The sequence below is a fragment of the Amycolatopsis decaplanina DSM 44594 genome (assembly GCF_000342005.1).
Classification (GTDB): domain Bacteria; phylum Actinomycetota; class Actinomycetes; order Mycobacteriales; family Pseudonocardiaceae; genus Amycolatopsis; species Amycolatopsis decaplanina.
This window is the reverse complement of the sequence record NZ_AOHO01000068.1, coordinates 181,992-194,647: the sequence shown is the minus strand read 5'-3', so window position 1 is coordinate 194,647 and position 12,656 is coordinate 181,992. Positions and strand designations below refer to the sequence as shown.

General features: G+C 69.3%; 13 protein-coding genes. 10 read left to right on the top strand and 3 right to left on the bottom strand.

From position 1 onward, the window contains the following. Window positions 1-67: 67 nt before the first annotated feature. Genes H074_RS26240 through H074_RS26210 form a run of 7 tightly spaced genes read left to right on the top strand, consistent with a single transcriptional unit; the run spans window position 68 to window position 6,429 of the window. Window positions 68-1,036: an Acg family FMN-binding oxidoreductase gene (locus tag H074_RS26240; RefSeq protein ID WP_007033099.1), complete on the top strand. Its 969-nt coding sequence runs from the start codon at window positions 68-70 to the stop codon at window positions 1,034-1,036. After that, on the top strand, window positions 1,033-1,827 hold the full coding sequence (locus H074_RS26235) for a hypothetical protein (protein ID WP_007033098.1): 795 nt from the start codon (window positions 1,033-1,035) through the stop codon (window positions 1,825-1,827). Before H074_RS26240 ends, H074_RS26235 begins: the two co-directional genes overlap by 4 nt. Further along, window positions 1,824-2,330, top strand: coding sequence for a universal stress protein (locus H074_RS26230; RefSeq protein ID WP_007033097.1), 507 nt, complete (start codon window positions 1,824-1,826; stop codon window positions 2,328-2,330). The genes H074_RS26235 and H074_RS26230 overlap by 4 nt, the downstream gene beginning before the upstream one ends. Before the next feature lie 25 nt (window positions 2,331-2,355). Further along, complete coding sequence (locus H074_RS26225; RefSeq protein WP_007033096.1) at window positions 2,356-2,955, top strand: Rv1733c family protein; 600 nt, start codon at window positions 2,356-2,358, stop codon at window positions 2,953-2,955. A gap of 11 nt (window positions 2,956-2,966) precedes the next feature. Beyond that, a complete protein-coding gene (locus H074_RS26220) occupies window positions 2,967-3,344 on the top strand; it encodes a hypothetical protein (protein ID WP_007033095.1) in 378 nt (125 codons plus the stop codon). A gap of 26 nt (window positions 3,345-3,370) precedes the next feature. Then, complete coding sequence (locus H074_RS26215; protein ID WP_007033094.1) at window positions 3,371-3,946, top strand: CBS domain-containing protein; 576 nt, start codon at window positions 3,371-3,373, stop codon at window positions 3,944-3,946. After that, window positions 3,943-6,429, top strand: a complete 2,487-nt coding sequence (locus H074_RS26210; RefSeq protein WP_007033093.1) for a bifunctional acetate--CoA ligase family protein/GNAT family N-acetyltransferase — start codon at window positions 3,943-3,945, stop codon at window positions 6,427-6,429. The genes H074_RS26215 and H074_RS26210 overlap by 4 nt, the downstream gene beginning before the upstream one ends. On the opposite strand, the gene H074_RS26205 is transcribed toward H074_RS26210, so the two are convergent. The 3 genes from H074_RS26205 to H074_RS26190 form a co-directional block, all read right to left on the bottom strand. Continuing rightward, window positions 6,414-6,998 carry a DoxX family membrane protein gene (locus H074_RS26205; protein ID WP_007033092.1) on the bottom strand — a complete coding sequence of 195 codons (585 nt, stop codon included), beginning with the start codon at window positions 6,996-6,998 and terminating at the stop codon, window positions 6,414-6,416. The genes H074_RS26210 and H074_RS26205 overlap by 16 nt on opposite strands. A gap of 215 nt (window positions 6,999-7,213) precedes the next feature. Further along, window positions 7,214-7,879: a CBS domain-containing protein gene (locus H074_RS26195; protein ID WP_007033091.1), complete on the bottom strand. Its 666-nt coding sequence runs from the start codon at window positions 7,877-7,879 to the stop codon at window positions 7,214-7,216. 17 nt (window positions 7,880-7,896) lie between these two features. Beyond that, window positions 7,897-8,796, bottom strand: a complete 900-nt coding sequence (locus H074_RS26190) for a universal stress protein (RefSeq protein ID WP_235096884.1) — start codon at window positions 8,794-8,796, stop codon at window positions 7,897-7,899. Window positions 8,797-8,946: 150 nt separating this feature from the next. Here H074_RS26190 and H074_RS26185 point away from each other — a divergent pair, with 150 nt between their 5' ends. Genes H074_RS26185 through H074_RS26175 form a run of 3 tightly spaced genes read left to right on the top strand, consistent with a single transcriptional unit; the run spans window position 8,947 to window position 12,654 of the window. Then, on the top strand, window positions 8,947-10,074 hold the full coding sequence (locus H074_RS26185) for a lycopene cyclase family protein (protein ID WP_007033089.1): 1,128 nt from the start codon (window positions 8,947-8,949) through the stop codon (window positions 10,072-10,074). Beyond that, the gene (locus H074_RS26180) at window positions 10,071-11,729 is read left to right on the top strand and encodes a SulP family inorganic anion transporter (protein ID WP_039923423.1); all 1,659 of its coding nucleotides are present in this window, start codon (window positions 10,071-10,073) and stop codon (window positions 11,727-11,729) included. The genes H074_RS26185 and H074_RS26180 overlap by 4 nt, the downstream gene beginning before the upstream one ends. Next, window positions 11,722-12,654 carry a nitroreductase family protein gene (locus H074_RS26175; RefSeq protein WP_007033087.1) on the top strand — a complete coding sequence of 311 codons (933 nt, stop codon included), beginning with the start codon at window positions 11,722-11,724 and terminating at the stop codon, window positions 12,652-12,654. The genes H074_RS26180 and H074_RS26175 overlap by 8 nt, the downstream gene beginning before the upstream one ends. Window positions 12,655-12,656: the final 2 nt, after the last annotated feature.

The window sequence follows — 12,656 nt, the reverse complement described above, 5'->3', positions numbered from 1 at the left end:
CCACGGCCACTGCCACGTCCCTTCTCCACGCGAGACGCTGAGATCGTCGAAAGGCAGGTGCAGCACGATGGTCCTCACTCGTTCACAGGTTGTCGTGGACGCGCTGCGCGCCGCTGTGCGCGCGCCGTCACCGCACAACACCCAGCCGTGGATCTTCGAGCTGACACCGGACACGATCGACGTCGTGCTCGACGAAAGCCGGGTACTCGGCGCGTGCGATCCGGAAGCGCGTGAGGCGCGGCTCGCCTGTGGTGCGGCGTTGCTGAACCTGCGGCTCGCCATCGCCGCGGCCGGCCGGGGCAGCGAAGTCGAGCTCGCGCCCGAACGGGGAAGGGTCTCCTTGCTGGCACGGGTGACACTCGGCCCTCGTCACCGTCCCACCGTGACCGAACGACGTCTCGCCGCCGCGATTCCCCGGCGTTACAGCAACCGCCGCCCCTTCACGGACGAGCCGGTGCCACTCCGCGTGCGAACGGCCGTGCGCGAGGCGGCCCGTGACGAGGGGGCACGTCTGGTCCTGCTGGACGAAGCCGGTCTGCTGGAGGCGACCGCGGGGCTCATCCGCCGCGCCGACCACCTCCAAGGCCTGGACGCCGCCTTCCGGCGAGAAATCCGGGCATGGACCCGGCAAACCGCCGAGGACGACGGCGTTCCCGCCTACGCCGGCGGGCCTCGTTCGGCGGGCGGGTTGCTCCCGGGGCGGTACGTCAACGAGGACGGCGCTCCCCGGGTCTTCGAGCAGGACCCGTTGGTCGCGGTGCTGACCATGCCGAACGACGCGCCGGTCTCCCAGGTCCGCGCCGGATGCGCGATGCAGCGGGTCCTGCTCACCGCGACGGACGCCGGGCTGAGCGCTTCCTTCTACTCCCAGCCGATCGAGATCACCGCGGTGCGCGCCGAACTGCATGACCTGCTCGGCGGCGCCGGTCATCCCCAGACCATCTTCAGGCTCGGTTACGGCTATCCGGGTGTGAAGACGCCACGCCGCCCGATCGAAGCGGTCGCTCGCGACAGGCGGGAGGCGGAGCGGCCATGACGACTTCCCTCACCGGAATCCCCGCGCACGTCTGGTCGACGGAGGAGAAGCGGATCCTCGTGGCCGCCGCGCGCCAAGCGCCGAAGCGATGGATCGACGACCCCTGGACGCTGTCGGTCCACGAGGACTCGCTCGACCTGTACGAACGCCTCGCGAACAAGCATTGGCTGCGGGACCGGGGTGGCCGTGCGCGGCTGATCCTCTGCGGGGCCGTGCTGGCGAATCTCGAATGCGCGATCCGGGTGCTGGGCTGGGCGCCGCTTACGGATCTGACCTCCGACGTCTTCGCCCTGGACCGGGTCGCCAGGCTCAAATCGCGGTGCCGGGTCCGGCCCGTGGCGGCCGATTTCGCCCGTTTCGCCGCCCTGTCCGGGCGAGAGACCAGGACGGCTCCGTCTTCACCGGCGTCGTGGGGGCGCGAGGTCGCCGAGGCGAATGAGGGCGAGGGCATCCGGGTCCGGGTGCTCATGCCGCCTCACGTCCGTGACCTGCCCAAGGTGGGCGGGAAGATCGCCAGGAAAGCGGCCCCGGACGACTCGTGGGTCGCGTTCCTCGTCGTCACCGCGACGGAAACACGAAGACAGCTTGTCCGCGCCGGCGTGGTCGCACAGCGGTTGTTGCTCGCGTCCACCGAACACGGCTTGGTTGGCACCGCGTTCACCGAGCCTTTCGACGCTCCCGCGGTCCGCGGGACGCTCGCCGGCATCGACGGCGTGCCCGGATTCCCCCAAGCGGTGGTCGTGGTCGAAGAACCTCGGAAAACACCGGCACAGAAGGGAAGAACGTCATGACGGACAGTGCGACGGAGAACCGGATCGTCGTCGGCATGGACGGTTCGGCTGGTTCCGCCGCGGCGGTGCGCTGGGCAGCCGACCAAGCGGTCAGGCAGGGTGCCGCCTTGCAGGTGGTCAACGTGTGGATCCACGATTCGATGCTGGACGACGCGTCGGCCGGCCGGACCGTGGCGGAGGCGAGAGACGTCCATTCGAAGGCGCTGGAAGCCGCGACCTCCAAAGTCCTCGATACCCACGAAGGGCTCGATATCACCTATGACGTCCCCCAGGGCGATCCCGGTGAAACGCTGGTCGAGCGTTCGAAGGGCGCCGCGATGCTCGTGCTGGGCAGCCACGGCACGGGCAAACTCCGTGAATTGCTGGTCGGCTCGGTGTGCAAGACGGCACTGCGGCACGCGACCTGCCCGGTCGTGGTGATCCCGCCGCCCGCTTCGGCGCCGGAAGGCAGGCTCGGCCGGTTGCTGAACTCCGTTGCCTACGAGCCCGGCCCGATCCTCTGAGCGAAGCCGGACACAGGAGAAAGTCATGAAAGCGCGGCCTGAGATCGTCACCGTGATCAAGCGGCTCCTCTGCTTCACGCGAAATCCGCTCATCCGGTGGTCGGACCGGCTCGAAGCCGCGCTGATGATCGGCGCCGTCCTGCTGGCACTGCTGGCGATCCCGTTCGCCGCGGCGGTGGGATCCGGGGCTTACGCCGAAGGAAAGGGGCGTGCGGCGGAGCAGGCGGCGAACCGTCAGGAGACGACCGCCGTGCTGCTCGCCGACGCCCCGCCCGTACACGTGCGCCTCGACGGTGTGCCGCTGGACGAGAAGGCCGAGGCCGTCGCCCGCTGGACCGTACCCGGCGGACTGATCCGTGAAGGCGTGGTGACCGTCGATGCCGGGACGGCGACCGGAAACGAGGTGCGGATCTGGCTCGACGCGAGCGGGCGTCCCGTCGAGGCACCCGTCACCGACGACGACGCCCTGAGTCAGGGCATCGGTGTCGGCACGGGGCTGTGGCTGGGATGGGTAACCCTGGTCGCGACGGTTTTCCTGGCCTGCCGGGCGGCGCTCGGCCGCAGCCGTGCCGCCGAGTGGGCGCGGGAATGGCGGCGGGTGGCCCAGGACCGGCCGGCTGCCTGAGAGGGGCGACGATGAGAATCCTGCTGACAGAGGCCGAGTTCGACGGGGCCCGTGAGGTCGCGGCGGCGTTGCGGGACCTGGGTTGCCGGGTCAGCCCGTGCCATGTCCGGTCGGGAGTGTGCCGAGCTCTCGCACCCGGCGGTACCTGCCTGCTGGACGAGGACGACCGGCCGGATCTCACCGTCGACGTCCGCGGCACCGAGCCCGGCCTGACCCCACGCGAATTCGGTGTGGTGTGCGCGCTCCGGGCGAGGGTCCCGATCGTGATGACCACGGCGGGGGACGCGGGTGGCCCCGTCGTTCCACCGGGTTTCGAACACCGTGTCACGGCTTGCCCGCCGGACGATCTCTTCGACGCGTGCAGGGGCTTCCTGCGCACACGAGCTTGACCGAGAACGATCACAAGGAGGCTCCGATGCGTGCTTCGGAGATCATGACCAGCCCGGCGGTTGCGACCACACCCTCGACACCTCTTCGCGAGGCGGTGGCCGTGCTGGCCGAGAAGGGATTCGCCGGCCTTCCGGTCGTCGACCACGAAGGCAGGGTGCTGGGGACATTCACCGAATTCGACGCCTTGCGGGGAATCCGGGCAGGCGGTGACGGGATGACGGTCGGCGCGTTGATGTCCACGCCGGTGGAGGTGATTTCGCCGTCCACCGCGGTCGCGGAGATCGGCAGGCGGATGCTGGCCGACCGGCTGCGCTGCCTGCCGGTCGTCGAGGAGGGGGTCCTGGTCGGTGTGGTCAGCAGGCGTGACCTGCTCCGCCCGCTCGTCCGGCCCGACGACGCGATCGCCGCGCAGGTGCACAGCCTGATCAGTGACTACGCCGGACATCGTCCGAAGTGGACTGTCGAGGTCGACGGCGGTTACGTGAACATCGCCGGTGAGTTCCGGGACGAAGCCGAACGGCGGGTGCTCGACGCCCTCGCCCGGACGGTGCCCGGCGTGGTCGCGGTCGTACTGGCCACCCGGAATCCGGCGGCGACATGACGACCGGGACGAGTGCCCTGCTGGCGGACGGCGACATGGTCACCGTCCGCCGCTTGCGTGCGGAGGATTACGAAGCGGTCCTGGACCTGCATCGGCGGCTGGGCGAGCGTGACCGCTACCTGCGCTTCTTCACCGCCCATCCGGGGAAACTGGACGTGCTGAGCCGGTCGGCCATCGACGGCCCGTGTATCGGAGCCTTCCGCGGAGAGGACCTCATCGGGATCGCGCACTATCGCCGGCGGTCGACGGGCGAGACGGCCGAGGTGGCCCTGGTCGTCGACCGCGTGGTCCAGGCGCACGGGGTCGGCACCCTGCTGCTCGAACACCTCGTGTCCTTGGCTTTCGCGCAGGGGATCCGCCGGTTCGTCGCGCTCGTGCTCGCGGAGAACACCCGGATGATCCAGGTTTTCTCCGATCTCGGGCTGCCATGCGTCATCGGCAGGGGAGGGCCGGAGCTCGATGTCGAGATCGAACTCGGCGAGCCTCACCGGTACCTCGAGCGGCTCGAGGAGCGGGAACGGCTCGCCGACGTGGCGAGTCTTCGCACGGTGCTCACCCCGGCCTCGGTGGCCGTCGTGGGGGCGGGCAGACGTGACGACTCGGTGGGCAGGGCGATTCTGCGTAACCTCCTCGCCGCCGGCTACACCGGTGTCGCGCACGCGGTGAACCCGAACGCCACGGAGATACTCGGCGTTCCTTGCGTACCCTCGGTGTCTTCTTTGGATGACGCGGTCGAACTGGCGGTGATCTGTGTACCCGCGGAGTCGGTTCCCGACGTGGTCGAAGACTGCGGGCGGGCCGGTGTGCGGTCGATAGTGCTCGTAACCGCGGGGCTGACCGCGACACCGATGGAAGATCGTGTCCGCGAAGTCGTCGCCGGATACGGGATCCGGCTGGTCGGTCCCAACTGCTTCGGCGTGGTCAACACGGCCCCGGCGACCCGCCTCGACACGACTTTCGCTCGCCGTGTCGCCCGCAGAGGGCGGATCGGGGTCGTGACGCAGTCCGGCGGTTTCGGGATCGCGCTGATGGACGCCCTCTCCGAGCTGGGCCTCGGTCTGTCCACTTTGGTCTCCACCGGCGACAAATACGACGTGAGCGGCAACGATCTCCTGCGTTGGTGGCGCGGCGACGCGGAAACCGACATCGCCGTGCTGTACCTGGAATCCTTCGGCAACCCGAGAAAGTTCAGCAGGCTCGCACGCGCTCTCGCCAGGGAGAAGCCGGTCGTGGCCATCCGCGGGGCCGCCGTCGCGGCGGCACAGCGCGCCGCGGCCGCGCACACGGCCGCACGAGCGGTCCCGGCCGCCACCAAGCTCGCGTTGTTCGGGCAGGCGGGTGTGATCGTCGTCGACACGGTGACCGAAGTCCTCGGATTGCTCGCCGCGCTGTCCTGGCAGCCGCTGCCGTCGGGGGCACGGGTGGCCGTCGTGAGCAACGCCGGCGGCGCCGCCGTCCTGGGCGCGGAGGCCTGTGTTCGCAACGGCCTGCTCCTGCCCGAGCTGGGCCGGAAGACTCAGGAAGCGCTCCGGCTGCTCTTGCCCGGGCACGCGAGCGTGGGCAACCCGCTCGACACGAGCGCCGCGGTCACGGCCGAGACCTTCGCTTCGTGTGTGACCGAGGTACTGGCGGACGAAGGGGTGGACGCGGTGATCGCCGCCGGCGTGCCCACCGGTGTCGGCGATCCGCTGGCCCGTCTGGGCGCGCGATCGGAGAGCAAGACCGTGCTCGCCGTACGACTGGGGCAGGTGGAGTCGGTCGCCGCGGCCGGCGGAATTCCGTGCTACGGCGATGTCGAGGAGGCCGCGGCCGTCATGGCGAAGCTGGCCGAACGAGCCAAGTGGCTCCAGACCGGGGAAGGAGTGACACCCGATCTCACCGGTATCGATCTCGCGACGGCGACCCGCCTGGTGGGCGAGTATCTCTCCGCGCATCCGGGCGGTGGGTGGATGCCTCGGAAGGACAGTGAGGACCTGCTCGCTTGTTTCGGGATCCGGGTGACCCGGCGCCGATTCGGTGATCGCGAGCTGTTGGTGCGTGGCCAGGCCGACGACGTGTTCGGTCCGGTGGTGGTGCTGGGACTCGGTGGTATCGACGGAGCCCTGCTCGACGACAGGTCCACCGGCCTGGGACCGCTCGGCACCGACGGCGCCGAGGCGCTCATCGACGGTCTGCGCGCGAGCAAGGCGTTGTTCGGCGGGAACAGTGCTCTCGATCGATCCGCGCTCTCGGATCTGCTCCTGCGGACGGACCGGATCATGGAACTGGTGCCGGAGGTCGTCGACGTCGACCTCGACCCGGTCCTCGTGTCGGCCGAAGGAGCCAACGCGGGCGCCGTCAGGGTCCTTGTCCGGCGACGGCCATGGACGGATNACCGTCCTTACCACTCACGAGCCCCACCACGGTCCGCCGCTGGACACAGCCCTCCCCGCGATCACATCGGCGGGCCGGACGTGCGTGCGGACGCTCACCGGAGCCAGTGATTGCTGTCCACAAAGGACAGGCGTGCCCAGCGCTCTCCCAGGCCCCAGGTGTGCCCGGCGGCCGTCGCGGCGAGCGCGATGAGCACGAGGGCGTAGATCAGGTGGTAGTCGATGATCGGGTTCGTCGACATGGTCGGCTTTCCGGCGCCGTTCGTCCGGGCGGGCGGCCATTCCGCGACCCACATCAGCAGCATCATCACGGTGCCGGTGATGGCGGAGATCCGCATCCCCACTCCCAAAGTGACGGCGAGGCCGATGCCGAGCAGGCCCACCATGAACAACCAGTCCGCCCACCAGGTGCCACCCCAGGAGCGCAGCGTCTCGGCGAACGGGCCGACATCGACCCGGCTCAAGAAGCCTTTCGTCGGCGAGCCGCCGTTGACCCAGGCGTTGCCGGACGTGGTGGCGTAACCGAGACCGAAGGTCTTGTCGACGAACGCCCACAGGAACAGCAGGCCGGTGGCGATGCGGAGCACGGCCAGGCTCTTGGCGCCTGCCGGCCATCCATCATGGACTTCCGGGTGCTGAACGGGGACGTTCCGCCGGTGCCCGCTTTCGGTGGTGGCCATGGAATCCTCCTCTGTTCGGCTCTTCGTGGTCGATTCGAGTCTGTTACGAGATCGCGCGCGCCTCTGGGGTCGAAAGGCCCGGGTACGCGAGGCCATCGTCATGGGCGGCGGCGAGACTCGCGCGGCAGGCGCGAATCGGCTGCCGGGTCGACCGCGACGGAGAGCGCGATGGGTCCGGCAGGTGGATCCCGAGCACAGGGCGAAGGTTCCGCCGCTCAGATGCCGAGGGAAGCGGGACGGATGACGTCGTCGTCCCAGACGAAGTCCAGCCGGTTCCGGACCTCGACCACACCGGGGACCTCTTTCGCGAGCGAGCCCGCGCGTTCGACGGCGCCGCGGTTGTCGAGCCTGCCGAGAAGCGTCACCACACCGTCGGTGACCGTGACGGACGCCTGTCCCGGCGTCACCCGAAGAGCGCCGGTGAGTACGTCGCGTTCGATCTCGCCACGGATCTCCTGATCGGCGCGCCGGAACGAGGACAGCAGGTCTCGGCGCGACACGACACCGACGAGTTTCGCGTCCTCGACGACGAACAGCCGCCGGACGTCCTTCTTGGCCAGCCGGACGGCCGCGGCGGCGAGGGAGGCGCCCGCGTCGACCGTCACGACGGGTGCGGTCATCAGATCCTTGGCGAGCAAGGCCTTCGCTTTGCGCGACTCGTCCCTGGCGTGGTGACCGGCGAGCAAGGCAGGCCGGGGACTGCGGAACCGGGCAAGGAGATCCGCCTCGGAGACCACACCGACCGGCGCTCCGGAGTCGTCGACGACGGGCACCGCGCTGATCCGCTGCCTCGCCATCAGTGCGGCGATCCGCTTGTAGCCGGTGTCCGGCGCCACCGCGATCGGATCGGTGGTCATGACCTCGGAAACAGTGGTGCACATGGGGCGCTCCTTCGGTTTCAGGATTTCGCGGTGCGGGCGATCAGCACCGGGCAGGCGGCGTGATGGATCAGGCTTTGCCCGGTCGAGCCGAGCAAGAGGCCACGGAACCCGCCACGGCCCCGGCTGCCGACGACCACCAGCTGGGCCTTGACGCTCCAGCGCAGCAGTTCCTGGCGGGGTTCGTCGTGCACGACGACCTGGTGCACTTCGACGTCGGGACAGCCCTCGCGGTACTTCGACACCTGCTGGGTGAGCATCCGTTGAGCGGACTCCGTGAAGGCACCCCAGCCGTAGTTGCCCTCGGGAGCGCCGAAGGAGCGGAAAGCCGAGACGTCCTCCCAGGCGTGCACCGCGACCAGATCCGCTCGCCGGACGCATGCCTCGTCGAAGGCGGCGGCGATCGCGACCTCGGCGCCGGGGCTTCCGTCGACGCCGACCACGACGGGTCGTTTCCACGAATCGGGCAGGTCCCAGGTGTGGCCCCGTACCGACACCACGGGACAGCGCGCGTGCCCGGCGAGGGCGGTCGTCACCGATCCTCCGAACAGCGCGGTGAAGCGGCTGTGCTCGGTCGAACCCAGGACGATCAGCCGGGCGGTGTCGGAAGCCTTGATCAGCGCGGGTGCCGCGGAATCATCGGACAGGTGGGTCCTGACAGCAGGGCCGTGGGCGTGTCCGACCGTCTCCGCCGCTTCGCGGAGAATCGTCTCCCCATGGTTCTTGATCTTGCGCAGGAATTCCTCGGTCGGCGGCACGCTGCCCAGGTAGTAGTCGGGGATCCCCAGCGCGTGCCACAGTTCTAGGGAGGTCTCGTGCCGGTCGGCGGCCTGCATACCCCAGGTGGCGGCGGCACGTGCGCCGGTGGATCCGTCGGCGCCGACCACGATCGGCCCGGTCGGCCGGAGAGTTCGGTTCATCATCGGCTCTTTCCGCTCGCTACCGCCCTACGCGGCCAAAGCTAAGCGGGTGGACGCGCGTGGTCCGGTGCCGTTGGTCCCGGATTCGCGGGACCTCGGGTGCGCCTCTGGTCACTGGTGCGCGGACGCGCGGAGCTGTGCACTCGATCGATGACGATCCTCATCGCAGGCGGAGGACTCAGTGGTCTCAGCCTCGTGGCACATCTGGTGGCACGACCGGAACCACTGGGGCCGATCGTCGTCGTGGACGACGGCCGCCGGCCACTCGCGACCGTCGGCTGGGCGTCGTGGTCCGCCGAGCCGGGACTTCTCGACGAGGCGGTGTCGCGCACCTTCGACCGGTTACGCGTGCACGCGGCAGGCCGTAGCCGGATCGTCGGCCTCGGCCGATACAAGTACCGCTTCGTCCGTGGCGATGATCTGGCGGCGGCGGTCACCAAGTCGGCCGAGAGACACGGTGATGTCGTCTTCCGTCCCGGGCGGATCACCGAGATCCGTCAGGCTGGCGAGGGCGCGGAAGCCGTCGTGGACGGTGAATCCCTGCGTGCCGACTGGGTGTTCGACAGTGTTCTCCGGCCCGGTCCGGCCCAGGTGGACGGCTGGCTGATCTTCCGCGGCTGGCACGTGTGTACGGCCGGCCCGGCGTTCGACTCGGCCGTGCCCACCTTCTTCGACTTCCGCACCTCCCAGGGCCGCGCCGCGAGCTTCGTCTACGTGTTGCCGAGGGGACCTCAAGAAGCGCTGGTCGAGCACACCTCCTTCGCGCCGCCACATTCACAGGGCGTGCCGCGTCCGAAGGAGCAGCGGAGTGCTTTGCGCGAGTACCTCTCCACGGTTCTCGGCTTACGGGATTACACGGTCACCCGTGAGGAGTCCGCTTCCCTGCCGCTCTTCGCTTCGGCCGTCGACCGCAGATGCGGCTCGATCCTCGCCATCGGGACCAAAGCCGGCCTGGTGAAGGCGTCGACCGGATACGCGTTCCACCGCATCCAAGCCGACAGTGCCGCGATCGCGAGATCCTTGGCGGTTCGCGGTCATCCTTTCGACCTGCCGAGACCCAAACCGCGGCATCTGTTGTTCGACGCCACGCTCCTCGATGTCGTGGCCCGGGAACCGGCTCAGCTCGAACGGGTCTTCGCGGCGTTGTTCGACAGGTCCTCGGCCGAGCCGGTACTGCGCTTCCTCGACGAGGAAAGCTCCCTCGCGCAGGAGGCGAAGCTGTTCGTGCGCTTGCCGCCGTCGTTGTACTCCGTGGTGGGCCGGAGGCATCATCGATGAAGTTCCCCTTCGCAGGCTATCGGCGTTCTTGGCTACGAGGTGACTTGCTGGCCGGAGTGACGGTCGCGGCATATCTGGTGCCGCAGGTGATGGCGTACGCGGAGGTCGCGGGGCTGCCCCCGGAGGCCGGCCTGTGGGCGGTGATCGGGCCCTTGGCGGTCTATGCGCTGCTGGGTTCGTCGAAGCTGCTTTCGGTGGGCCCGGAGTCGACGACCGCCTTGATGACGGCCGTCGCGCTCGGTCCGCTCGCCGCAGGAGATCCCGGCCGCTACGGAGCGCTCGCGGCCGTGCTCGCGCTCTTGGTCGGGGGCCTGTGCCTGCTGGCGGGCTCGGCCAGGCTCGGTGTGCTGGCGGATCTGCTGTCGAAACCGGTACTGACCGGCTACCTGGCCGGGATCGCGGTGCTGATGATCGTGAGCCAGCTGGGCAAGCTGACCGGTGTCCCGGTCACGGGCGACGGAATGGTCGCGGAGTTCCGCTCGTTCTTCTCGGAAATCGGGCACCTGCACTGGCCGACCTTGCTTCTCGGTGGCTTCGTGCTGGCCTGCCTGCTTGCGTTTCAGCGGTGGCTTCCACGATTTCCCGGACCGTTGGCCGCCATGCTGGTGGCTGCGGCCGTCGTCACCGGTTTTTCCCTGACGGAGAAGGGAATCCGAGTGATCGGGCCGGTCCCGGATTCGCCGCCGGTGCCCGGCGTCCCGGCGTTGAACGGCGCCGATCTCGCCACCCTGCTGCTGCCCGCGGTGGGGATCGCGCTGGTCGGTTTCTCCGACAACGTCCTGACCGCCCGCGCCTTCGCGGGCAGGTACGGAGAGCAGGTCGATTCCAACCGCGAGCTGCGTGCGCTGGCCGCGTCGAATCTTTCTTCGGGACTTCTCCACGGGTTCCCTGTCAGCTCGAGTGCCAGCCGGACCGCCCTGGCTTCCGCGATGGGTGCCCGGACCCAGCTGTACTCCCTCACCGCGCTCGTGACGGTCGTGCTGACCGTTCTCTTCGCGGGACCGTTGCTGGCCGGCTTCCCCAAGGCGGCGCTGGCGGCGATAGTCGTCTACGCGGCGTTGAAGCTGATCGATCCCCGGGAATTCCGGCGGATCGCGCGGTTCCGCCGCAGCGAGCTCGTCCTGGCGATCTCGACCTTGCTCGCCGTCGTCGGACTGGGCGTACTGTACGGCGTGCTGGCCGCCGTCGGCTTGTCCGTTTTGGACCTCCTGCGCAGGCTGGCGCGGCCGCACGGCGCGGTGCTCGGCTTCGTTCCGGGCGTGCCCGGGATGCACGACGTCGGTGACTATCCCGACGCGACGACCGAACCGGGCCTCGTGATCTATCGGTACGACGCGCCTTTGTGCTTCGCCAACGCCGACGACTTCCGGCGGCGAGCCCTCGCCGCCCTTGACGGTGAGAAGCAGGTCGAGTGGTTCGTCCTCAACGCCGAAGCCAATGTCGAACTCGACATCACGGCGGCCGACGCCTTGCGCGGGATCTGCGAGGAGCTGCGACGACGCGGGATCACGTTCGCGCTCGCCAGAGTGAAACAGGAGCTACGCGAAGACCTCGAGGCCGCCGGCCTTCTCCGGCTCATCGGTTCCCGCTCGCTGTACCCGACGCTGCCCAGCGTGGTCGACGCGTTCCGTCAGAGGAGGAAGGCACATGCCTGACCCGGATGAGGGGATGTGGTCCGACGGCGAGGTCGAGGTCCTGGCACGGGCCGTCATCCGCGCGCCGTCGATGCACCACATCCAGCCGTGGTCGCTGGCACTGCCCGGCCAGCGCGCGGAACTGAGTGAACGGACCGACCTCTCCCCGTCCCGGCATGACCCCACCGGTCGCGACCGGCTCATCTCCTGCGGAGCGGCGCTGGAGAACCTCGTGCTGGCCGTCCGGGCGCTGGGGTGGGCCGCCGAGGTGGAGATGCCCTGGGAGCGGGGCCCACTGGTCGCCGTGGTGACCGCCTCCGGCCGCGAACCGCCGTCCGATCGTGAGTTGCACGCGTACGCCGCTATTTCCCGCAGGCGGAGTCACCGCCGTCCTTTCGCCGCGATTCCGGTCGCCTCGTCGATGCTCTCGCCGGTCATCGGACGGTTGCCTCACGGAGTCCGTTGCCGGGTCCTGCGGCCCGGGGAGAAGGGCATCCTCGCGACATTGCTGGGACAGGGTTCTGGAACGATTCAGGACGATGATGGCTCACAGTGGGAGCCTGAGGACTGTGCAGGCGATCAGCGCTCCGGACCGGTCTGGCATACCGGCCGGATCCCGGACGTCAGGACCCTCGCGCGCAGGCTGGAGGCGGAGACGATCGTCATCTTCTGCACGAAGGACGACGATCGTGCCCGCCATGTCCAGGCCGGTGTGGCGATGCAGCGGTCGTGGCTCGCCGCCGTCGACGGAGGGCTGGTGGCGTCGGTGCTGACCCGGCTGCTGCACGAGGAAGCGGTCCGCGAGCGGATGACCGCGGACTTGACCTTGCCGGGACGCCCGCTGTTCATCATGCGGTTCGGGTACCCGGACGGACCAGTTCGGTGCGCCGCGTACCGCCGACCCGGTGAGATGGTGCGCCATACGGAAGATGATCACCGCTTCTGAGT